The organism is Parafrankia sp. EUN1f, from assembly GCF_000177675.1.
Lineage (GTDB): Bacteria > Actinomycetota > Actinomycetes > Frankiales > Frankiaceae > Parafrankia.
The window spans coordinates 1-22,442 of record NZ_ADGX01000015.1; the positions used below are offsets into that span (position 1 = coordinate 1).

Annotated in this window: 19 protein-coding genes; 12 read left to right on the forward strand and 7 right to left on the reverse strand. The window is 70.1% G+C overall.

Annotated features, from left to right (window positions below; all coding sequences use genetic code 11):
• From FREUN1FDRAFT_RS06375 to FREUN1FDRAFT_RS06385, 3 genes are all read right to left on the reverse strand, one after another.
• The coding region (locus FREUN1FDRAFT_RS06375; protein WP_083828583.1) for a 4-hydroxybenzoate 3-monooxygenase at positions 1-1,110 on the reverse strand (1,110 nt) is incomplete at its 3' end.
• A 239-nt stretch (positions 1,111-1,349) separates the two neighbouring features.
• Positions 1,350-2,321 carry an aminotransferase class IV gene (locus FREUN1FDRAFT_RS06380; RefSeq protein ID WP_006539156.1) on the reverse strand — a complete coding sequence of 324 codons (972 nt, stop codon included), beginning with the start codon at positions 2,319-2,321 and terminating at the stop codon, positions 1,350-1,352.
• A complete protein-coding gene (locus FREUN1FDRAFT_RS06385) occupies positions 2,322-3,560 on the reverse strand; it encodes an FAD-dependent oxidoreductase (protein ID WP_006539157.1) in 1,239 nt (412 codons plus the stop codon).
• A gap of 606 nt (positions 3,561-4,166) precedes the next feature.
• Between FREUN1FDRAFT_RS06385 and pabB the strand changes: the two genes are divergently transcribed.
• The 7 genes from pabB (at position 4,167) to FREUN1FDRAFT_RS47350 (ending at position 13,210) form a co-directional block, all read left to right on the forward strand.
• Positions 4,167-6,350 carry an aminodeoxychorismate synthase component I gene (gene pabB, locus FREUN1FDRAFT_RS06390; protein WP_006539159.1) on the forward strand — a complete coding sequence of 728 codons (2,184 nt, stop codon included), beginning with the start codon at positions 4,167-4,169 and terminating at the stop codon, positions 6,348-6,350.
• Positions 6,347-7,951 carry an AMP-binding protein gene (locus FREUN1FDRAFT_RS06395; protein ID WP_006539160.1) on the forward strand — a complete coding sequence of 535 codons (1,605 nt, stop codon included), beginning with the start codon at positions 6,347-6,349 and terminating at the stop codon, positions 7,949-7,951. Before pabB ends, FREUN1FDRAFT_RS06395 begins: the two co-directional genes overlap by 4 nt.
• A 25-nt stretch (positions 7,952-7,976) precedes the next feature.
• A complete protein-coding gene (locus FREUN1FDRAFT_RS06400) occupies positions 7,977-9,638 on the forward strand; it encodes a class I adenylate-forming enzyme family protein (protein ID WP_006539161.1) in 1,662 nt (553 codons plus the stop codon).
• A gap of 31 nt (positions 9,639-9,669) precedes the next feature.
• Positions 9,670-10,683, forward strand: a complete 1,014-nt coding sequence (locus tag FREUN1FDRAFT_RS06405) for a methyltransferase (RefSeq protein ID WP_006539162.1) — start codon at positions 9,670-9,672, stop codon at positions 10,681-10,683.
• 82 nt (positions 10,684-10,765) lie between these two features.
• A complete protein-coding gene (locus tag FREUN1FDRAFT_RS06410; protein ID WP_006539163.1) occupies positions 10,766-11,572 on the forward strand; it encodes a DUF3050 domain-containing protein in 807 nt (268 codons plus the stop codon).
• 220 nt (positions 11,573-11,792) lie between these two features.
• Positions 11,793-13,091, forward strand: a complete 1,299-nt coding sequence (locus FREUN1FDRAFT_RS06415) for an arylsulfatase (RefSeq protein ID WP_006539164.1) — start codon at positions 11,793-11,795, stop codon at positions 13,089-13,091.
• A complete protein-coding gene (locus tag FREUN1FDRAFT_RS47350) occupies positions 13,088-13,210 on the forward strand; it encodes a hypothetical protein (RefSeq protein ID WP_255348193.1) in 123 nt (40 codons plus the stop codon). The genes FREUN1FDRAFT_RS06415 and FREUN1FDRAFT_RS47350 overlap by 4 nt, the downstream gene beginning before the upstream one ends.
• A gap of 75 nt (positions 13,211-13,285) precedes the next feature.
• Here the strand turns inward: FREUN1FDRAFT_RS47350 and FREUN1FDRAFT_RS06420 are convergent, their stop codons facing one another.
• Positions 13,286-13,978 (reverse strand): TetR/AcrR family transcriptional regulator, encoded by a 693-nt coding sequence (locus FREUN1FDRAFT_RS06420; protein ID WP_006539165.1) that lies wholly within the window; start codon positions 13,976-13,978, stop codon positions 13,286-13,288.
• A 136-nt stretch (positions 13,979-14,114) separates the two neighbouring features.
• Between FREUN1FDRAFT_RS06420 and FREUN1FDRAFT_RS06425 the strand changes: the two genes are divergently transcribed.
• Entirely contained in the window at positions 14,115-15,611 is a 1,497-nt protein-coding gene (locus tag FREUN1FDRAFT_RS06425) for an MFS transporter (RefSeq protein ID WP_006539166.1), read from the forward strand.
• Between the two features lie 133 nt (positions 15,612-15,744).
• Complete coding sequence (locus FREUN1FDRAFT_RS06430; RefSeq protein WP_006539167.1) at positions 15,745-16,596, forward strand: DUF72 domain-containing protein; 852 nt, start codon at positions 15,745-15,747, stop codon at positions 16,594-16,596.
• Positions 16,597-16,638: 42 nt separating this feature from the next.
• Here the strand turns inward: FREUN1FDRAFT_RS06430 and FREUN1FDRAFT_RS06435 are convergent, their stop codons facing one another.
• Positions 16,639-17,493 (reverse strand): siderophore-interacting protein, encoded by an 855-nt coding sequence (locus FREUN1FDRAFT_RS06435; protein ID WP_006539168.1) that lies wholly within the window; start codon positions 17,491-17,493, stop codon positions 16,639-16,641.
• An 82-nt stretch (positions 17,494-17,575) separates the two neighbouring features.
• Here FREUN1FDRAFT_RS06435 and FREUN1FDRAFT_RS43520 point away from each other — a divergent pair, with 82 nt between their 5' ends.
• The 3 genes from FREUN1FDRAFT_RS43520 to FREUN1FDRAFT_RS47935 all read left to right on the forward strand — a co-directional run bounded on the left by FREUN1FDRAFT_RS43520 (position 17,576) and on the right by FREUN1FDRAFT_RS47935 (position 19,668).
• A complete protein-coding gene (locus tag FREUN1FDRAFT_RS43520) occupies positions 17,576-18,565 on the forward strand; it encodes a hypothetical protein (protein ID WP_157474387.1) in 990 nt (329 codons plus the stop codon).
• A gap of 101 nt (positions 18,566-18,666) precedes the next feature.
• Complete coding sequence (locus FREUN1FDRAFT_RS06445) at positions 18,667-19,263, forward strand: NUDIX hydrolase (protein WP_006539170.1); 597 nt, start codon at positions 18,667-18,669, stop codon at positions 19,261-19,263.
• 27 nt (positions 19,264-19,290) lie between these two features.
• A complete protein-coding gene (locus FREUN1FDRAFT_RS47935; protein ID WP_369809773.1) occupies positions 19,291-19,668 on the forward strand; it encodes a PaaI family thioesterase in 378 nt (125 codons plus the stop codon).
• On the opposite strand, the gene FREUN1FDRAFT_RS06455 is transcribed toward FREUN1FDRAFT_RS47935, so the two are convergent.
• The gene (locus FREUN1FDRAFT_RS06455; RefSeq protein WP_232295068.1) at positions 19,659-21,098 is read right to left on the reverse strand and encodes an MFS transporter; all 1,440 of its coding nucleotides are present in this window, start codon (positions 21,096-21,098) and stop codon (positions 19,659-19,661) included. The two genes, FREUN1FDRAFT_RS47935 and FREUN1FDRAFT_RS06455, sit on opposite strands and share 10 nt — an antisense overlap.
• Before the next feature lie 113 nt (positions 21,099-21,211).
• Positions 21,212-22,417: a thiolase family protein gene (locus tag FREUN1FDRAFT_RS06460; RefSeq protein WP_006539173.1), complete on the reverse strand. Its 1,206-nt coding sequence runs from the start codon at positions 22,415-22,417 to the stop codon at positions 21,212-21,214.
• Positions 22,418-22,442 lie beyond the last annotated feature (25 nt).

Here is a 22,442-nt window from a genome sequence, read left to right on the forward strand (position 1 = left end):
CCGCCTCATCCGGCCCTCGGCCGCGCTCTCTCCGGGCGAGACGTGCAGAAGCGAGGTCATGAACTCGGAGAACTCCTGCCCATGCCACGCACGCCGCAGTGAGCGGCTCTGGTAGCCGTCGAGCAGATCGCGACGCCCCGAGCGATACCAGTGGTCCAGTCCCTCGGCGAGCAGGCGGGCGTCCGCGACGGCCATGTTCAGCCCCTTCGCGGCGCTCGGCGGCACGATGTGCGCGGCGTCGCCCAGGAGGAACAGGGTCCGATACTGCATGTGCTCCTCCACGTGGGCGCGCAGCCCGACCAGCACCCGTTCCGTGATGGTCCCGGTCGGCAGCTTGCCCGTTCCGCCGGTAAGGCGTAGATCCAGCTCGTGCCAGATCTCCTCGTCGCTGCGCAGGTGGATCGGCTCGTCCGGTGGTACCTGGAGGTAGAGGCGGCTCACATCCGGCGAGCGCATGCTCTGCAGGGCGAAGCCCCGATCGGTCACGGCATAGATCAGTTCCGGGGAGAGCGGCGGGGCCTGGGCGAGGACACCGAGCCAGGCGAAGGGGTAGGCCCACTGGTGTGCGCTACGCCGCTGCGCGGGGATCGCCGCCCGGGATACCCCGTGATGGCCGTCGCAGCCGGCAAGGAACTCGCAGGAGATCTCGACCGGGGTTCCGCCCAGGGTGCACTGGACGAGGGAGCCGTCGACGCCCACCTGGCAGATCCGCACATCGGTGACACCGAAGTGGATCTCGCCCTGGGACTCCAGCCGGGCTCCGATCAGGTCCTTGACGATCTCCTGCTGGCCATAGACGACCATCGGGACGCCGGTGAGCTCGGAGAACGCGAGGCGGAAGGCCGCGCCATCATGGCGAAGCTCCATTCCGTCATGCACCATGCCCTGCCGGTCCAGGCGGTGCGCTACACCGGCCGCTCGGAAAGCCTCGACGGTGGACCATTCAAGAAGGCCGGCCCGCACACGCTTCTCAACGTGTTCCCGGCTGCGCCGCTCCAGAACCACGGAGGCAATGCCGCACTGTTCAAGAAGGCGAGCAAGAAGCAGCCCGGCAGGACCGGCGCCAATTATGCAGACCTTGACGTTTCGCTTCTCAGGGTGATCGGGAATCGGAGTCTCCTGAAACGTGGGCCGTTGGCAGGCCGGTGCCGATCGGCCAGCGCCAGCCGAATGCGAAGGAGAAAAAATGTGCCAGGAATAGGGCTGGCGAGAGAAAAAGATGGCTGTGGCCTGCAATTTTCCTTGAACTTCCACGCCTGGGTGGTGCTGGGTTGCCGGGCGTAGAGCTGGCAGGGTCCAGATTGTCACCTCCTGGTGATGGTCACACTACACCCGCTCTTTCGGGTGGTCTATCTTGATGGACCATTCGCGGCACTGCTCATTGGACCATCCGTCGGCCTTGCATCTCCTTTCCGTGTCGGGTCGCCGCACGGGTCCTGCACCCGGCTCGTTGGCAGGGCCTGTACCAGGCCGGTAAGCCATCGCTGCCATTGCTCGCTTCTGACGGCGGGACCGGCCTCGAGCGCGGTGCCGACCCAGGAGGTCACTGGCCGGATCCCGTGCAGCGCATTGAGCAGCCACACCTCCCGGCCGGCGAGCTCCTCGACGCGCCGGCGGCTCGGCCGGATCTCAAGGCCGATCCGGCGGGCTCTTTCGAGGACCAGGCCGATGGTTATCCCCGGCAATGCGCGAAAACGGAGGTCGGGAACGCAGAGAGCGTCGCCCTCCCACCAGCAGATGCTGCTGGTGGCCGCCTCGACGATCAGGCCGCTCCTGGTGGCCAGCAGAGCCTCGTCCGCCCCCTGGTCGCCGGCTGCTCGCCGCAGGTCGGCCAGCCGGTCGAGGTCCGGGCCCTTGACCCGCGGCCGGGTGCGCGGATCAGGGACGGGCGCGCCCCATACCCGCACCCCGGTGCCGAGCGGCGGTGCCGGGCGGATACGGACCCGCAGCCGGCGGTGTCCTGCCAGGTCCACCAGTTCGATCCGCGGGAACCAACTGCCCCCGCGAGGGATCTGCGTGATGGCAGCGGTCCAGAAGAAGGCGATGTCCTCGTCCGCCTCGGCGGTGCCCCGACGACTGGCCCGGCAGGCGGCGAGGAACCTCTCCCGGTGGCGGTCCAGGGTTCGGGCTCGCCCCTCCGAGACCAGCCAGGAGTCCGCGGCGAGCAGCTTGGTGCCAGCCTCCTCGGTGCCTCGGCGCAGGCCGGAGGCCGACCACAGGTACAGGCCCTCCGGTGTCGTCGTGGCCGGCCGGCCGGCGCGAGGGTCGGCCTCGGACGCGCCGCGCGTCCACGGTGGGGCATGGCCCGGGTCGCTGGTCACTCAGTACCTGCCTACCGGTGCGGTGTCGGTGGCCAGACGGCGTGGACCGTACACCGCCCGTTCCAGCCACGTGCCACAGGACGGTATCCATGGCGCCAGTGCCGCGGCGGTCCGCTGCCGGGTCCGCAGGATCGGCCGGGTCGCCTGCAGGTGGACGAGCGCGGTGCCGGCGGCCTGGCTGTTGCGCAGCGCGGCGGCCCGCCTGGTCGTCGCGAACCGGCGCACCGCCTCGTCTGCCTGGCCGGCCGACCTCGCGGCGAGGGCCAGGACGACGGCCCGGGCTGCCTCGTCTCCGTCCGCGAAACCGCTGTTCATGCCGCGGGCGCCGAGCGGTGGGAACAGGTGGGCCGCCTCGCCCACGAGCAGGATCCGGCCATGTGGGTCGACGAACGAGTCGGCCACGACCCGCTGGAACCGGTAGGTCGCCGTCCACAGCACCGACTCGAGATATCTGCCGTCGACCACTTTCGGTAGCCAGCGCGCGAGCGCCTCCGGCGAGTCGAAGTCCTCGGCCCGGTCGGAACCACGGCACTGCAGGTCGAGCTGGAAGCCGTTCGGGAACGGCACGTGCATCAGATGCCGGCCATCGGTCCCGGGATGCTCGTAGTGGAAGGTCCGCTCGGGCGGCAACGCATCGGGCCCGGTGTCCGCGATGTCCACCGTGACATGGAAGCCCTCGGATCTCTCGCCCCGCATACCGACGCCGGCGAGCCGCCGGATCGTGGACCGGGGGCCGTCCGCACCGATGAGATAGCGGGCGGTGAAAGACCGGCCACTCTCGACCTCGACCGTGACCTCGTCGTCGGCGGCGTCGAGCCGGACCACGGGCGAGCCCCACCGGATGTCGACGCCAGCCCGTGCGCACGCCGCGCGAAGAAAGCCCTCGGTGTCCACCTGACGAAGGCTGGTGTAGGGGACAGGACGACCGGCCCGAGGCCGCGGGTACTGCTTGGCGTATACCTCCCGGCCCCGGAACAGCGTGCGCCGCGCGGTCCAGAGGATGCCGTGCTCGCTGAGGTCGGCAGCGAGGCGGGGGTCGGCCAGGCCAAGCAACCGCAGCGATTCACCGTGCACATACAGCGCGCGGCTGCCCGGCCGGGTGGCGTCCGCCTCCCGAGCTTCGAGCAGGGTCACCGGCGCACCAAACGAACGTAAAGCCAGGGCGGTCGCCAGGCCGACCGGCCCAGCACCGACGACGAGCACCGGGTACTGCTCTTTCTTCCGGGCAGGGGTCGTCATGATCTTCCTCTCCGCGGAATGTCGCAGCCCGCCCGAAGTCCTCAGAGCGGCGCCATGACATTACGAGAGCGAGTCCGGAGCATGTCAACCGTCGGGTGAAAGCGGGCGCCACACCTGCCGGTCCGGCAGAAATGGAAGAACAGGTGCCCCCAGCAGGGCATCAGCGTTGGTTCGCCGTCCTTGATGACGGGCGGGGTGACCTGTCTCACGTCCCCCGGTGGGTTGGGCCGGCTGCGGGTCCCGGCGGCGCACATGCACGACATCCGTACGGCCATGGCCGCTGACCTGGTATTTCGGGTGACATTCGCGAACGCTGTTGCATCCAGGGAACCCGGGCTATAAGCTTCGCCCGGGTTGCATTTGGGCGAACGCCGTTCCGCGAGATATCCACTCGCCTGCGTTTTCGTCGGCCACGGTAGCTGGCTTCTCCTCGGATCCAAGGAACGTCTGGGGTGGAAGTCCTGCGTGTGGCATGTCCTTCTTTTCGTGATCCTGGCCCATGTCCGCCGGCTCCCGCCGGGAAATCGTGGGCCAGTCCGGGCTGCCGGCCGCATGGTCCGCGTGATTCGACGCAGGCCTCTTCACGTCCAGAGCTAGGGGAATCCGGTGCGAACCCTGCTGATCGACAACTTCGATTCGTACACATATAACCTGTTCCAGCTCGTCGCCGAGGTAAACGGAGTGGAGCCGGCGGTCATCACCAATGACACCTCGCTCGAGGAGCTCGGTCGGCTGGACGTCTACGACAATGTGATCATCTCGCCCGGTCCGGGGCGTCCGGATGTCGACCGGGATTTCGGGATCTCGGCACAGGTCATCGCGCAGGCCGAGGCGCCCGTGCTGGGGGTCTGCCTGGGCCACCAGGGCATCGGGGCGCACGAGGGAGCCCGGGTCCAGCCGGCGCCGAAACCAAGGCACGGATTTCTCAGTTCGGTCCGCCATGACGGAACGGGGCTCTTCCGGAACATTCAGAGCACCTTTCTCGCGGTGCGTTATCACTCCCTGGCCCTCGCGGACCCGTTGCCCGCGGCCCTGCGCGCCGTCGCCTGGGCCGAGGACGATGTGATCATGGCTGTCGAGCACCGTACCCGGCCCCTGTGGGGCGTCCAGTTCCACCCGGAGTCGGTCGCGACAGAGCACGGAAGACAGCTGTTGGCGAACTTTCGTGCCCTGACAGAGCAGCTCGCACGGCCGGGTCGAAGTGCTGGCGGGCGGGGAGCGGCCCTGCCGGCCGGCAGGGCCATGGTGCTTCCGCGGCGCCGTGAGGACGACGGGAGGGCACAGCCCGGTCCCGTGCCTGCGCTCCGGACCGGCCGGCTTCATCGGCTGAACGTCCGCACGCTGCCGGGTGCGGCCGACGCGCCGGCGGCATTCCGTGAACTGTACGGGGAGTCGCCCGACGCGTTCTGGCTCGACAGCTCCTATCGCCCCGAAGGGCTCGCCAGATTCTCCTTCCTGGGCGACGCCAGTGGCCCGCTGGGCGAAGTGGTGTCCTACCAGGTAGGTGATCCGCACGTTTCGGTGTGTTCTCGGGGCGAGGTCAGCCTGGTACCCGGAACAATCTTTGACTATCTCGAGGAGGCGTTGGCCAAGCGGCAGATCGAAGGCCCGGACCTGCCCTTCGATCTGCGGTGCGGATATGTCGGCTACTTCGGTTATGAACTCAAGGCGGATCTCGGGGCGACGAACGCTCATCGTTCGGCCGCGCCCGACGCGGCCTGGATGTTCGTCGACCGGATGATTGCCATCGACCACGAGGAGAAAACCACCTACCTGCTGGCTCTGGAGGCGGACGGCGCGTCGGACTGGATCGAGTCGACCGCCGCGCGCCTGGCGCTGCTCAGTGATTCCGAGGAGGTTCGTCCCACTTCGGCGGCCGGGACGTCGAATCCGCCGCCTCTCGACCAGGCGCTGGTCAATGGTTACCTGAGCCGTGACCGAGCCCGATACCTTGCTGACATCGATCATTGTCAGGCCAAGCTCGTGGCTGGGGAGAGCTACGAGATCTGCCTTACCAACATGGTGCACCTGCCGGCCGTGGACGACGGGCTGGTGGCTTATCTCGCACTTCGGCGATGGAACCCGGCGCCCTATGGGGCCTATTTCCGGCTCGCCGGGGTCGAGGTCGCCAGCTCCTCACCGGAGAGATTTCTGCGTATCGACAGAAATCGCTGGGTGGAAAGCAAGCCGATCAAGGGAACGGCGCCGCGGGGAAAGGACGCCGCGCAGGACATCCAGCTGTGTCACGAACTGCGGACGAGCCCCAAGACGCGAGCCGAGAACCTGATGATTGTCGACCTCCTGCGCAACGACCTCGGCCGGGTCTGCGAGATCGGCAGCGTGCACGTGCCGCGCCTCATGGCGACCGAGACCTATGCGACCGTGCATCAGCTGGTATCGACCGTGCGCGGACGGCTGCGAACCGACCGAAGTGTGATCGACTGTGTGCGGGCCTGTTTCCCGGGGGGCTCCATGACCGGTGCCCCGAAGCTGCGGACAATGGAGATCATCGACACGCTCGAAACCGACGCCCGTGGTATCTACTCAGGGGCGCTGGGCTTTCTTGGCTGCGACGGAACAGCGGACCTCAGCATCGTCATCCGCACCGCGGTTCTGGTGGACGACGTCTGGCACGTCGGCAGTGGGGGCGCGATCGTCCTGGACTCCGATCCCGGCGAGGAACTGGACGAGATGCTGCTCAAGGCGGCGACGACAGTCCGCGCGGTGGCCAGCCCGGCGACCGGCCGGGCCGTCTCCGGGCAGCGCGCGTTCTCCGGAGCCCCGCGATGAACGGGCGGCCTCCCAGGAACCTGGCCGCGGAGTTGGCGGACCTGGCGCGGTCTCGGGGCTGGACGGACCGACCGGCCCTCCTGTTCGAGGACCAGGTGGTCACCTACGGGGAGTTACACGACCTGGCAGCGCGAGTCGGTCAGGTGCTGGTCCGGCATGGCGCCGGGCCCGGCCGCAGGGTGCTGATCGCGCTGTCCGACGGCCCCGCCTGGGTGGCGGCCTTCCTCGGAACCGTGCGGTGCGGAGCGACCGCCGTCCCGGTCAACCCGTTGTTGACCGCGGACGACCACGGATTCATGGCCGACGACTGCGCCGCGCGGATCGTCGTCGCGGACGAGGAGATCTGCTCCCGGTTCACGGCCACCGTGGTGCGCAGTGGTGATCAGCTGCTGGCCGAAGCACACCAGGCCGAGGCCGGGCCGGTCGTGCATACCGACGACCCGCTCTATCTCACCTACACGTCCGGTACGACGGGATCCCCGAAAGGGGCGATGTTCCGGCAGGGGAACCCCCGCTTCTACCATCAGAACATCGGCCAGGCGCTGCTGCGCTCCGGGCCGACCGATGTGACGCTGTCCGTGTCGAAGCTCTATTTCGGCTATGGCCTCTGCAACTCCCTGGTCTTCCCGCTGTATTCGGGTGGGTCGGTCGTGCTCCTGCGAGAACGTCCCGGCCCGGAGGCCGTCGAGGGGCTGGTCAGCCGACACGGGGTGACCCTGCTGTACGCCGTCCCGTCGGCGTTCGCGGGCCTGGGGCGTTCGGCGGAACCTGCCTCGTTCGGCTCGGTCCGGGCGGCGGTGTCCGCCGGCGAACGGCTGAGCCTCGAACTCGGTGGGCGTACGTCCGACCTGCTGGGCGCCCCGGTCCTGGAGCAGCTCGGGCAGACGGAGGTGGGGTGCGCCTTCGTGGCGAACGGCGTCGAAGCCAACGTTCCGGGCACGGTCGGGCGTGCGGTGCCCGGCTTCACGGTTCAGGTGCGTGATCCCGAGGGCCGGCCGTGCCCCGACGGAACCGTGGGTGAGCTGTGGGTCACCGGGCCGACCCTCATGATCGGCTACCTCAACCGGCCGGAACAGACCGCGACGGCCCTGCGCGGAGGCTGGCTCGCGACCAACGACCGCGGGATGCGTAACCCGGACGGCACCTTCGTTCATCTCGGGCGGCTTGACGATCTCGAGATGGTCGGCGGGATCACGGTGTCACCTCTGGAGATCGAGGGGGTTCTCGGCGCACATCCGCTTGTTTCCGAGGTCGCCGTGGCCGCGGTTCCCGACGAGACCGGCGCGACCCGGCTGCGGGCCTATGTGGTGCCGCGCCGGCCGGACGAGTCCGGCAGCCGGCTCGAACAGGATCTGGTGGGTTTTGCGCGTGAACGCCTCGCGCCGTTCAAGGTTCCCCGGACCGTCCATCTCGTGCCCGCCCTCCCACGCACCGCCTCGGGAAAGCTCCGCCGTTTCCAGCTGCGCAGTGGCCTCTTCGCCGCCGAGAACCCGCCCGCCAGCCCGGGCTCCAGCCCGTCCGGCCGGCCAGGAGTCCCGCATCCCACCGCGACGCCCGCCTCGACAACGTGGCTCGGTCCAGATCCGGCCGGCCTCAGCTGAGCGATCTTCAGGAGATGAACGCAACGTGTCCGCCGATCTCAACACAGGAGTGCGTGCTTTCTACATAGGCCGCATGTTCGATCAGGCCGCTGACGCACATCCCGCTGTTTCCGTGAGTCTCGACCAGCCCCTGGGCTGCGCGCCAGACGCTCCGCAGGCGACTGTCGGCGATCTCGCCACCCTGGTCGCGGACCTGGCTGCCCGCCTCTGGGCGATCGGCATCCGGCCCGCCGAGCGGGTGGCGATCTACAAACAGAACAACTTCGACATCGCGCTCCTCGCCTGCGCGGCGGCCCGGATCGGCGCCGTCCCCGCCCTGCTCGCGCCTGCTCTGCCCGGAGACATCGCGACCGAGCTGATCCGTCGGCTGGACCGGCCGTGGTTGCTGACCGACACGGAGACGCTCGCCGGCCCGCTCGCGGCGCAGGAGCTCGTGGTCCGGGGCAGCGTCCTGGTCGACGACGGCGCCATCGTCGACGACGGGGCCGTCCTCGACGATGGGGCCGTCCTTGACGACGGGGCTGTCCGCAACGGGGCCGTCGACCACCCGCTTCGCGATCAGAGCGGCGCGCCGGCGCCGGTGGTCCGCCTGGGCGGGTACGCGGGCTCGCCGCCGCGGGATCCGGTGCTGCTGCACCCGAGGGAGCCGGCGCTCATCACGCACAGTTCGGGAACCACCGGTATTCCCAAGCTGGTGGTGCACTGTGCCGGGGCGCTCTGGCATCGGCTGATTCCGCAGCTGGCGATCGCCTCGCCGGTCAGGAAACGCCTCAAGGTGGCTTTCTGTCTGACCTTCGTGCATTCTCGCTTCTACCACGCTCTCGGTGTCTTCCTGCGTTACGGAAATCCGCTGGTGATCGCCTCGGACTCGGCTCCCGAGACCGTCGGGCCACTACTCGTCCGGACCAGGCCTGGATTCATCGAAACCCATCCCAACGCCTTCATCGACTGGGAGGATCTGGTCGACGCGCCCGGCCAGCCTCTGTCGAGCATCAAATACTATGCCGCTACGTTCGACGCGATTCATCCGCGGACCGTCGCCAAGCTCCTGTCCGCCTCGAAACACCGGCGGCCGCTGATGCTCGCGTTCTACGGGCAGTCCGAGACGGGACCTGTGGCCGGCCGATGGTTCACCCGTCGCGGAGCCGCCCAGGCGGACGGGCGCTGCGTCGGGCTCACACTGCCCGGCTTCATCAGGCTGAGGGTCGTCGGCGCGGACGGGCGGCGGGTCCGGCCGGGTGAGGCGGGCCACCTCGAGGTGCGCAGCCGCGGCCGCGCGCTGACCTACCTCGGCGAGGACGAGCGTTTCGCGAGCCAGCTCCGCGACGGCTGGTGGCGGCTCGGCGACATGGGCTACCGAAGCCGGCGAGGTCTGCTCTACCTGATCGACCGCGAGGTAGACCAGATCGCGTCGATGCCCAGCAACCTGCAGGCCGAGGACATTCTCATGGGTCGCCTCACCGAGCTGCGGGAGATCGTGATCGTCGCCGGACCCGAGGGCGAGCCCGTCCCGGTCGTGTGCACGCGTGATGACGGACCGCTGGACCGGGCCCGTTGGGCGCGGGCGATCGACGGGCTCCCGGACATGGCCGAGCCCGTGGAGCTGCCCTTCCACCAGCTTCCACGAACGTCGACCGCGAAGATCCAGCGCTCGGTCCTCAGTCGGCTGGTCGCCGAACGGAAATGACGGAAAACCACCTGCTAACCCGGGAGCTCCGGTGACGACAGACTCCACCAGTGCCCGTACCCTGATCGAGCTGGCAACCGGGTACTGGCGAACCCAGGCGATACACGCGGCTGCGGCACTCGGCATCGCGGACCGGCTGGCCGGCGGGCCTCGGAACGCGGCCGACCTGGCAGCCGAACTTGCCCTCCAGGTCGATCCGGTAACTCGTCTCCTACGTTTCCTCGTCGACCTCGACGTGTTGACATACGATTCCGCGGGTGGCTACTCCCTGACCCCGGTCGGAGAGCTGCTGCGATCGGACACAGCGGATTCGCTGAACGCATTGACAATTCTCTACGGCAGCGAGTTCTACGCTGCCTGGGGTGAGCTGCTGAACGCGCTCACCACCGGCATCTCAGGCTTCGAGAAGGTTTTTGGCAGGAGCCTTTTCGACTACCTTCCCGCGCATTCGGAGACGGCGTCTCGCTACGACGCCACGATGGCCGGTGGTGCCTCCTTCTTCGCACGTGTACCGGCGGCCCACGCGTTTCCCGCGCAGACCACGGTGGTGGACGTCGCGGGCGGTACCGGCGGTCTGCTCGCCGAGATCCTGCGGTCGGACGAGTCGTTGCGGGGAGTTCTCTACGACGCGCAGCACGTGGTGGGCAGCGCGGCCACCGAGCGGAACCTCCAGCCCTTCGGTAATCGCTGTCAGACCGTCTCCGGTGACTTCTTCGCGCGGGCGCCGAAGGGGGGAGACGCCTACGTTCTCTCCCGGATCCTCCATGGCTTCGACGACGCGGACTGCCGGCGGATCCTCGGGCGCATACACGAGGCGGCGCGGCCGGGGGCCACCCTGCTGGTGGTGGAGCGCCTGCTGCCCCCCGCCGGCGCCGCGCCGTCGCTTGCCGCCGGGTTCGACCTGCACATGCTCGCGGTCATGGGCCACGGACGAGAGCGCTCCCGGGAAAGCTATGCCGAGCTGCTGGCCGAGGAGGGATTCGCGCTCGATGACGCCCGGCCGCTCGAGCTGGACGTCCACCTGCTTGTCGCCCGCCGTCTCTGACAAGGGTCGCGCAGGCCGGCGCATCCCGGCCGCGTCAACGACACCGCCGCCGCCACAGCCAGTTCGACCTAGTGAGGGACAGATGTCACGGTACTCGTGGGGTAAACAGCACTCCAGCATCGACAGCATACGGGAGATGATCAATCAGAGTCGTCTCGAGGTCACGGCGCACTCGCTTTACCAGCGTATTCGCACTATTCGTGACGTCCAGATCTTCATGGAGCACCACGTCTACGCGGTCTGGGACTTCATGTCGTTGCTGACGTCGCTGCAGCGTTCCCTTACCTGCATCGACCTTCCCTGGGTTCCGAGCGGGCCCGTCTCGAGCCGCCGGCTGATCAACGACATCGTCCTCGTGGAGGAGAGTGACGAGCTCGACGCCGGTTACATAAGTCACTTCGAGCTCTACCGGATCGGAATGATCGAGGCCGGTGCGCGGACCGACGGGATCGATCGCCTGCTGGAGGCGGTCAGGGCAGGGGTTCCGATCGCCGAGGCCGCGGTGCTCGCCGAGGTGCCGGCACCCGCCTCGAGCTTCATGGAGGAGACCTGGAGCATCATCACAGAGACGCCGGTCCACTGTCAGGCCGCGGCGTTCGCCTTCGGGCGCGAGGACCTGATTCCGGACATGTTCGCCCAGGTGATCTCGAACAACGAGATCCGCCTGCGTACCTTTCACGACTATCTCGCCCGGCACATCGAGGTCGACGGCGAGCAGCACACGCCGATGGCGATGCAGATGCTGGCGGATCTCTGCGGTGAGGACGACGCCCGCTGGTCGGAGTGCGTCGCCGTGACGAGACGCGCCCTGCGGGCACGCCTGCAGCTGTGGGACGGCATCGCCGCCGCCCTTGACGTCGATGAGAGGGAGCGGTCGGTCACGATCTGACCCGGCGCCCGGGGCAGCGCCGCCCTGGGACGGGTCCGGTCACGCGCGGCGATCACGGATCACCGAGATTCCGGGAGGATGCCCCGGCCTTCAGGCCGGGGAAGAATCCGGTTTCCCGCGGAGGACGGCCGCGCTTGACTGCGTCGGCCGCTGTGGGGTGTGCTGACGACCGCGCTCTTTGCGACATTCTTGGTCGGCATTATGTGGAATGGGGGCTCCGGTGGCGAATCGTGCGCCGAACGTGGTCGTGATCCTGCTCGACGACCTGGGGTTCGCGCAGTTCGGGAGCTACGGTTCGGGGTTCTCCACGCCGAACGTCGACCGGCTGGCCGCCGGGGGACTGCGGTACAACCGGTTCCACGCCACGGCACTGTGCTCGCCCACCCGCGCCTCGCTGCTCACCGGGCGCAACCACCACGCGGTGGGCATGGGCTTCCTCGCGGACCTCGCGACCAGGGCTCCCGGTTACACCGCCCGCATCCCGCGCTCGGCCGCCACGCTTCCCCTGCTGCTGCGCGGAGCCGGCTACAACACGATGGCGGTGGGGAAGTGGCACCTCGTCCCCGGCGGTGAGCGCAGCTCGGCCGGGCCGTACGACCGGTGGCCGCTCGGGCTGGGTTTCGAGCGCTACTACGGCTTCCTGCGCGGCGACGCCAACCACTGGGCGCCCGAACTGGTCCGCGACAACTCCTACGTCGAGCCGCCGGCCGGGCCCTCCGACGGCTACCACCTGACCGAGGACCTCGCTGACGAGGCGATCCGGATGGTGGTCAACCAGCAGCAGTCGGCGCCGGGCAAGCCGTTCTTCCTCTACTTCGCCCCCGGCGCGATGCACGCTCCGCATCATGTCGAGCGTTCCTGGGCGGACGCCTACGCCGGCGCCTTCGATCACGGCTGGGACCGCTGGCGCGAGGAGGTCTTCGCCCGGCAGCTCGCCAGCGGCGTCGTCCCCGCGGGGACGACGCTGACCGAACGCCCGTCCTGGGTGCGGGCCTGGGCTGACCTGCCGGCCGACGAGCGCCGCGTCTTCGCCCGGATGCACGAGGTCTACGCCGGTTTCCTGAGCCATACCGACGCGCAGATCGGCCGGGTCGTCGACGCGCTGGAGAAGCTCGGCGTCCTGGACAACACGCTGCTGTTCGTGATGTCCGACAACGGCGCGAGCGCCGAGGGCGGGGTGTCGGGAACCGCCAACGAGCACAGCTTCACCCACCGGGTGGTCGACGATCTGGCCGACAACCTGGGCCGTCTCGACGACTGGGGCGGGCAGCGCCACTACCCGCACTACGCCTGGGGCTGGGCCTGGGCCGGCAACACGCCGTTCCGGCTGTGGAAGCGCTACACCTGGCTCGGTGGCACCCGGGTGCCGATGATCGTCCACTGGCCGGCCGGGATCACGCCGGGCACCGGTGGCGGGGCTGGCGACGGTGGTGCCGACACCGGTGTGCGCGGGCAGTTCGCGTCTGGCAGCACGGCGGCGCGTCGATCCACCTCGGGCAGGACCGCGGGCTGCCGGTGAGCGACGGCTACCGCCCGCCGTTCCCGTGGACGGGCACCCTGCACCAGGTGCGCATCGACGCCGGCGCCCAACTGCCCCCGGAACGGGATCTCCTGCGCATCGCGCTACAGGTCGAGTAACGACCACGAACGAGCACGCCGGAGCCCCGGCCGCCCCGAGTTACCTTGCTCCCGGCCCCGTCGCTCCCGGCCCCGTCATTCCGTGCGGGGGTCCAGGTCGGCGGTGGACAGCGGTCGGCCGGGCAGCGGTGGGCCGCCGGTGGCTGCGTCGGGCCGGGCCCGCAGGCCGTCGAGGATGATCCCGCGGGCCCGCTCGAAGGCGATCTCGTCAGGCTGCCAGGGTGATCCGTTTGTGCTCTGGAGCAGCAGGGTGAACAGGTGGGTGACGTCGCCGCCGCCGACGTCGGGGCGCAGCGCCCCCTCCCGCTGTGCGTCCCGGACCAGCGTGTCCGTGATCTCGATGAGCTCCGCGCGGATCCGCCTGATCGTCTCGTCGGCCTCGATCGCGGCGGCCGTCGCCTCCGAGAAGAGCCCGGGCATGCGCACCGTGAGGCTCAGCGCGCGGAAGCCGCCGAGGCTGCGCACGAGCGCGCCCCAGGCGGTGGGCTCCTCGGCCTTGGCCCGGCGGGCGTGGTCCAGCATCTCGCTCACGCTGTCGCGCGCCACCTCCAACGTCAGCGTCTCCCGGTCGGGGAAGTGCCGGTAGAGCGTGCCGACGCCGACGCCGGCGAGGCGGGCGATCTCCTCCATGGGCACGTTGGGCCCGTCCGCGGTGAACGCCGCGGTGGCCGCGGCGAGGATGGCGCTGCGGTTGCGGCGCGCGTCGGCGCGCAGCCGGTGCGGCGGTGTCGATGGCCGTTCTGTTGATGGCCGCTCTGTCGATGGCATCGCCCTGATCCTCCTCCTGTCTGCTGTAGACCCTGCTCCCAGCTCGGCCACCAGGGCCAACCGGAGGCGCATCCTCCGGTCGTGCTAGCGTAAACGGAGGAAATTATTCCGCTACTGATCGATGTGAGGACCAGGCATGACAGAGGCGTCCGCGCCGGCGGCGACCACCGTCGGGGCCACAGCCGTCCAGGCCACAACCGCCGCTCGGGCCGAGGCGGAGATCCGCGCCCACACCACCTCCGGCCGGGCGACCCTCGAGCTCGCCGTCGTCGGCTTCGCGGCCCTCATGGTGTCCATGTCCCAGGGGATCCTGGTGCCGGTGCTGGCGATCCTGCCGGCCGAGCTGAACACCACCCACACCAACGTGGAGTGGCTGCTCACCTCCACGCTGCTCGTCGCCGCCGTCGCCGTCCCGGTGATGGGCCGCCTCGGTGACATGTTCGGCAAGCGCCGGATGCTGCTGATCGCGATGGCCACGCTCGCTGTCGGCTCCCTCATCGACGCGGTCACCAGCAACGTCGCACTGATGATCGTCGGGCGTGCCATCCAGGGCCTGTCCACGGCGGCGATCCCGCTCGGGATCAGCCTGCTGGTCTCGCTGCTGCCGAAGGAGCGGGTCGGCTCGGCCATCGCGCTGATCAGCTCGATGCTCGGCGTCGGAGCCGCGCTGAGCCTGCCGCTGGCCGGTCTGGTCGCCGAGCACGCGGACTTCCACGTGCTGTTCTGGATCCTGGTCGTCGGCGGCGCGCTGTCGTTCCTCACCGTGCTGGCCTTCGTCCCCGAGGCGCCCAGCCGCACCGGCGGCCGGGTCGACCTGGTGGGCGCCGCGCTGCTGAGCGCCGGCCTGGTCGCGCTGATGCTCCCACTCGCCGAGACCTCCAACTGGGGCTGGGGCTCGCCCTGGGTGATCGGCCTGCTGGTGCTCGGCGTGGTGCTGCTGGTGGTGCTGGGCGTGGTCGAGCGACGGATCGGCGATCCCCTGGTCGACATGGTCGCGTTCCTGCGCCGGCCGCTGCTGATGACGAACATCGCCTCGATGCTGTTCGGTTTCGCGCTTTTCGCCTCGATGATCGGGACGGCGTCGTTCGTGCAGGCGCCGGAGCAGGCCGGGTACGGCTTCGGCTCGTCCATGGTCGTCGGCGGCCTCGTGATGCTGCCGAGCGGCCTGGGCATGCTGTTCCTCGCGCCGGTCGCGGCCCGGCTGGTGGCACTGCGCGGCGGGGCGCAGACCCTCGCGCTGGGAGCCGTCATCGTGGCCGTCGGCTGGTGCACCCGCATCGTGTTCACCGACGAGCTGTGGCAGATCATCGTCTGCAACGCCGTGGTCGGGATCGGGACGGGCATCGGCTACGCGGCCATGCCGTCGCTCATCAACGCCTTCACGCCGCCGACCGAGATCGCGGCGGCGAACGGCCTGAACGCCCTGTTCCGGTCGATCGGCAGCTCGCTCGCCAGCGCCATCGGCGGCAGCATCCTCGCGGCGCGGACGGTCGCCGTCGGCTCCGCGGAGCTCCCGTCACTGGACGGCTACAAGCAGCTGTTCGCCCTGTGCGCCGGGGCCGCGGCGGTGGCCGCGATCACCACCTTCGGCATCAACAGCCGTCGCGGCGCCAAACCGGTGCCGACGGCCTGACCGATCGCCGCGGCCGTGCGGTTCCGCGGAACCGCACGGCCGCACCGCACCGCGTCAGAACTGGACGGATACAGTGCGGTCCGGCCGGGTCCGGCGCGGTGCCGTGGGGGTCGCTGACAGAGGGGTTCGCTCGATGCGTCTTGCCGTGGGATGCGCGATGTGGGCCCACCGGTCCTGGCAGGGGCGCTTCCTGGCCCATCCGCTGCCGCCGAACGAGCGCCTGCGCGCCTACGCCAGCTGGTGCGACGCCGTCGAGGGGAACACGACCTTCTACGCCACCCCGACCAGGGACACCGTGGCCACCTGGGCGCGCCAGACCGGCGAGGACTTCCGGTTCCTGGCCAAACTGCCGAAGATCATCACCCATGACCGCTGCCTGACCGACGTCGACGAGGCCCTGCGCGGCTTCCTGGACGCGATCGAGCCCCTGGGCGCCCGCGCGCACGCGGTGTGGATCCAGCTGCCGGGCGCCTTCGGGCCCGTCGACGTGCCGCTGCTCGCCCGCTTCCTGAGCCGGCTCCCCGACGGCCACCGGTACGCCGTGGAGGTCCGCCATCCGGAGTTCTTCGCCAGCCCCCGGGCGGCGAGCCTGCTCGAAGCGGCGCTGCGCACCGTGGGCGCCGAGTGGATCCCCTTCGACACCACGGCGTTCTTCGCCAGCCCGCCGACCAGCGACGCCGAGCGGGACGCCTGGAGCAAGAAGCCACGGGTACCGTCGCGGTCCGTCGCGTTGACCGACCGGCCGATCGTCCGCTATCTGGGCCGTGACGACACCGAGCAGACAGTCGCGGGCTGGCGGCCCTGGGTCGACGTCGTCGTCGGCTGGCTGCGCGAGGGCCGGTCGCCGACGATGTTCATCCACACCCCGGACAACGCCGACGCGCCCGGACTCGCGCGGCGTTTCCACGACGACGTCCGGGCCCGGCTGCCGGAGCTGGACGCCCTGCCCGAACCGATCCCGGCGCAGCCGCTGACTCTGTTCTGAACCGCTGGCGAGGTTCTGACCCGCTAGCGCTGTTCTGACCCGTCAGCGCGTGGCGAGCGCGATCTGTTCCTCGGCCTCGGCCTGGGCGTTCCACTCCCGCTTGCCGGACTGCCAGCCGTCCTCGTCGTGCCCGGCCCGCCAGTAGCCGGAGATCGACAGCCACTCCGGCGGCAGCCCGCGCTCGACGCGCAGCAGCCGCCGCAGCGCCTTCACAGCGCCCGCCTCACCGTGGACGAACACCTGCCCCGTCCCCGCCGGCAGCTCCAGCGCCGTGACCACCTCGACCAGCAGCGCGCCGACCGGCCGTTCCCCGCGGTGCAGCCACCGGACCTCGACGCCGTCCGGTACGTCCAGGGTCTGCTCGTCCTGCGGCCCGGCGACCTCGACGAACGCGTGCACCGGCACGCCGGCCGGCACCCGGGCCAGCGAGGCGGCGATCGCCGGCAGCGCGCTCTCGTCGCCCGCCAGCAGATGCCAGTCCGCGTCCGCGCCGGGGGAGTAGGCGCCGCCCGGGCCGTTGAACAGGATCTCCGCGCCGGGGGTGACGGTGGCGGCCCAGGGCCCGGCGATGCCCCGGTCACCGTGCCAGACGAAGTCGATGGTCAGCTCGCGACTGCCCGGGTCCCAGGCGCGCACGGTGTAGGTCCTGGTCCGTGGCCAGTGCTCGCGCGGCATCTCGGCCCGCACGGCCTGGATGTCGAACGGCTCCGGGTAGGTCACCCCGGGCACCGGGAAGAGCAGCTTGACGTAGTGATCGGTGAAGTCACCGGCGGAGAAGCGCGCTAGCCCGGGGCCGCCGAGGACGACCCGCACCATGTGCGGGGTAAGACGCTCCGTGCGCAGCACGGTCGCCCGGTGTGGGACGGGGAACCGTCGCGCGGTCTGACGCTCAGCCATTCCCACAACGTACGTTCGGATTCCCGTGGCGAACGGAACACTCAGTTTGCCCGATTAGCGGACCGGCCACCTTGACGGATCTGTGCCGATCTATCCTGATAATCTCGGCGATCTAGTTTCGGGGCTCGGGGAATCCGGGTTCCAGGCCGAGGGGCGGGGCGTGGCGGACGAGCGCGGGGACTCAGGCGAGGATTCAGGGGAGCGCCGGGAACCGGCAGGCCCGGGCGGTTACGGCGGTTCCGGCGGCCCGGTGAATCCGTGGGTGCTGGTACCGCCGTCACCGGTTCCGCCCACACCGCCCATGGCGCCACCGCCGCCACCTGCGGCACCACCAGTTCTGGGGCCGGATGCGGCGTCACCGGCGTCACCGGCATCGCCCTCACCGGCACCGCCGCCGGGCCCGTGGCCGCCCTACGGCTGGTATCCGCCACAGCCACCGGCGCCGGGCCCGGCCCGCTGGCACGGCTGGTTGCTCATCGTCGTCACCGTGCTGAGCGTTGCCGCCGTCGCGCTGAGCGCACTCACGCTCTTCTGCGGGGTCGACTTCGCGGAAGATGGCTATTTCGGAAGCTCGGACATGCAGGGCGTGGAGGTGTCCGGGTCGGATGCCTGCTACGGAGCCACGGGTGGCTCGGTACCCGACTCGGCGCGGCGTTCGCCGGACGAGGACGACCCCGTCGTCGCCGCGGGGGAGACCGTCGTGCTCAGGTATCAGGTGTTGGGCTGCGACCAGCCGACCGTCGTCGAGCTGACCGTCGACAACGTGCACAGGCAGTCCACCGCGCCCTCCGAGGAGTTCCAGCGGACGCCGGACAACGGCACGTATCTGCTCGTGGACGTGACGGTCGAGGTGCGTGGCAACTACGTGTGGCCTGACCTCTACGCCTTCTCCGCGCTGGGGCCGGAGAACACGATCGCGGCCCCACTGTGGACGGAATCGGCGATAATGGGGCCTTCGGAACCTTTTTCCGATGATCCGACAACTGTGCAGCTTGCCTTCGATGTCACCGCCGACTTCGATGTCATCCGGTTCGACGACGCCACCCCCGGCAGTGTTTCCTGGCGCATCTGACCGAAGCGCACGGCCGGATTCCCGGGCTTTCACGGGTCGTCGGCCGGGCATGAAATCATCTCCTGGTACCTGCTGTGATGCGCCGACCGGGAGTGGACGAGATGCCCGTCACCAACGACGAGATCGCCAACACGATCAGCGCCTATCTCGACATGTACCCGACGGATGCGGAGGCGTTCGCCGCGCTGCTGGAGGCGGCGCGTGGCAGCGAGGCGCCGCTGGCCTCGAGGGCGACCACGCCCGGCCATGTGACCTGCGGGGCGGTCGTGGTCACCCCCGACCGGCGGGTCCTGCAGATCCGGCATCGCCGGCTCGAGCGCTGGCTGTTGCCCGGTGGCCACATCGAGCCGGAGGACGACTCGCTGCTGGCGACGGCGATGCGGGAACTGGCCGAGGAGGCGGGGATTTCCGGTGGGAGCGTGAGCCCCGTTCTCGAACGGCCGGTCGACCTGCACGCGCACGTCATACCGGCGAATCCGATCAAAGTGGAACCCGAGCACACTCATTACGATTTTCGATTCCTGCTGGCGGTGGACCAGACGGTCGCCACATCCCCGAACGAGGAAGAGGTATCCGACTTCCGGTGGATCCCGCTTCTCGAGCTGCCCGGCCAGCTCGGCGGCCGGGTTCGGGCCACGTTGCTTACTCGAAGACTTCCCGACCTCGCTCAAAAACCTCCCGATCATCGTGTGACCTGACCGCGGCAGCGGCGCAGGCGTCCAGGAATTCCGGGTCGGTCGCAGCCCCTTGTCCCGGCCGTACGGGTCGAGGCCGCCGACGATGTCCTCGTAACCGGTTCCGTCACGTTCGGTCGGTACTATCTCGGCGGTTTCGGAGCGGTTCACGGCGGCGCCGTCCCGCTGCTGTTCGACGAGCTGATGGGCCGCCTTTCGAACGCCGGCGGGCGGCCGGTGGCCCGCACCGCCTACCTGCACGTCAACTTCCGCGGCATCACCCCCATCGACGTCCCGTTGCGGGTGGAGGTGCGGTTCGACCGGGAGGAGGGCCGTAAGCGGTATCTGACCGGGGCGCTCTACGACGGCGCTTCGGTCACGGCCGATGCGGAGGCACTGTTCGTCACCCTGCTCCCCGGTCAGCGTTGATCTCGCCCGCCACGACGAGGGATCAGCACGGCGGCGCATGACGCGCAGATGGCGGCGCCGGCAGCGATCCAGAACGCCCGGGTGAAGGCGCCGTCGGTGGGCAGCGGGTGGCCCGCGCTCGTGCTCGACGCGAGCAGGGTGGCGACGACCTGTGATCCCAACGCCGCACCGACCGAGCGCACCAGCGCATTCACCCCGGTGGCCTGGCCGGTGGCCTGCGCCGGCACACTCTCGACGATGATGTTGGGAACCACCGACATGCCGAGGCCGACGCCGGTGAAGACCACGGTCGTCAGCGCCGCGACGACGGCCTGCTCGCCGTGGCCCACGGCGAGCAGGGCCATGCCGCCTGCGGCGGTGAGGAAGCCGCCCATCAGGGGGGTGCGCTGCCCGAGCCACCCGCTGACCCGGCCGGCGTACGAGCCGGTGACCAGCATCGCCAGCGACGCGGGCAGGAGCAGCAGGCCGGTGCCGGTGGCGTCCAGTCCGAAGCCGTAGCCGACCGAGCGTGGCGCCTGCGCGATCTGCGGGACCAGGACGAACGCGCCGAACATGGCGCACCCCACCAGCAGGGTGGCGAAGTTCGTGGCCAGGACGATCGGCCGGACCAGTAGCCGAACGTCCACCAGCGGATCGGCGGTTCGCAGCTCGAACAGCACGAACAGCGCGAGGACGGCCAGGCCAGCCGCCATCAGCCCGAGTGTCCTGGGGCTGCCCCAGCCCCAGGCGGAGGTCTGCGTCAGCGCGATCAGCGGGGCGGTCAGCCCGACGGAGAGCAGGAGCGCACCGGGCACGTCCACCCGGCCGGGGGAGCGGGAGGACGCGGAGCTCGGCAGCAGCAGCGCGCCGACCGCCGCGGCGGCGGACATGAGCGCGCCCAGCCAGAAGATCCACCGCCAGCTGGCGTGGTCGAGGAGCAGCCCACCCGCGAGCAGGCCCACCCCGGCGCCGATGCCGGCGATCGCCGCGATCAGTCCGATGGCTCCGGGGCGGCGGTGTTCGGGGAACGCCTCGCCGATGAGGCCGAAGCAGAGCGGGAAGATGCCGCCGCCGGCGCCCTGCACCGTCCTCGCCGCTACCAGTAGCCATATGTTGCCCGCGAGTGCCGACAGCACGCTGCCCACCGTGAACACGGCGAGGGCGACGATCAGGAAACGCCGCCGGCCGTACATGTCGCCCAGGCGGCCGATGACCGGGGTGAGGATCGCGGCCGCGACCAGGTACGCGCTGAACACCCAGGCGACGTTCGCCGGGGTGGTGCTCAGGGCGTCGGTCAGGACGCCGACCCCGGGCACGACGGCGGTCTGTGCGATGGAGAACGCCGCTGCGGCCGTCGCCAGGACGACGAGGCTGGCGCCGGTCGCAGCCGGCACCGCCGCCGCCGCGGCCGGCACCGCCGCCGCCGCGGCCGGCATCACCGCAGGGGTCACCAGCGTCGGCGAGACCTGCGGTGGCGTGGGCGACGGGGAAACGGGTGACAGGGAGAGGGGCGACGGGGGTGTGGGTGACGGGGGCGGTGACGGTCCGTCCTGGGCGGGCGGCATCAGGCGGCGGCTTTTTCCAGCACGTGCACGCCGCAGGCGCTGCCCAGCCCGATGACATGGGCGAGCCCCACCCGGGCGCCGGCGATCTGCCGGTCGCCGGCCTCGCCGCGCAGGTGGTGGCAGATCTCCCAGATGTTGGCGATGCCGGTGGCCGCGATCGGATGGCCCTTGGACTCCAGCCCGCCGCTGACATTCACCGGTGTCTTCCCGTCGCGCCAGGTGGCACCCGACTCGAAGAAGCCGACCGCCTCGCCCGGTGCGCAGAGCATCAGGTTGTCGTAGTGCACCAGCTCGGCGGTGGCGAAGCAGTCGTGCAGCTCGACGAGGTCCAGCTCCTGCGGCCCGATGCCGGCCTGCTCGTAGGCCTGGGTGGCGGCGGAGCGGGTAAGGGTGTTGACATCCGGCAGCACCTGGCAGCCGTCCTGCCACGGGTCGCTGGTCAGTACCGACGCGCTGACCTTCACGGCGCGCCTGCGCTGCTCGGGGGACATCCGGCGCAGCCTGCTGCCGCTGACGACGACCGCCGCGGCGGCGCCGTCACAGTTCGCCGAGCACATCGGGCGGGTGTTCGGGTAGGCGATCATGACGTCGTTCATGATCTCGTCGAGGGTGAAGCGGCGGCTGTACGCGGCCAGTGGGTTCAGCGTCGAGTGCGCGTGGTTCTTCTCGGCGATCCTCGCGAACAGCTCGAAGCTCGCGCCCCCGTAGCGGTGCCCGTACTCCAGGCCGATCTGGGCGAACACGCCCGGCATGCTGTCGGTGCCGACCCGCCCTTCCAGCGGCGCGACGGCGCCGAACCGCCCTCGGCGCGACCAGGTGCCGTCGCCCGCCGGCGCCTGCCCCGGCGCGCCGAGCAGCCCGGCGCCGGCGAGCTTCTCGACACCCACGGCCATTCCGATGTCGGTCTCGCCGGCCCTGATCGCCATGATGGCGACCCGCAGCGCGGTCGCGCCGGTGGCGCAGGCGTTGGCGACGTTGAATACCGGGATGCCCGTCTGCCCGATCTGCTTCTGGAGCAGCTGGCCGAAGCTGGAGCTGCCGCCGGTCAGGCTGCCGGTGGCGAGCACGCCGACGTCGCGCATGGTGACGCCCGCGTCGGCGAGCGCGGCGGCCGCGGCCTCGGCGGCGAGGTCGATGTTGTCCTTGTCGCGGTGCTTGCCGAACCTGGTCATCGAGATCCCGAGGATCCAGACATCCTGGGCCATGGCCGTCCTTCCGATCTTCTCGACG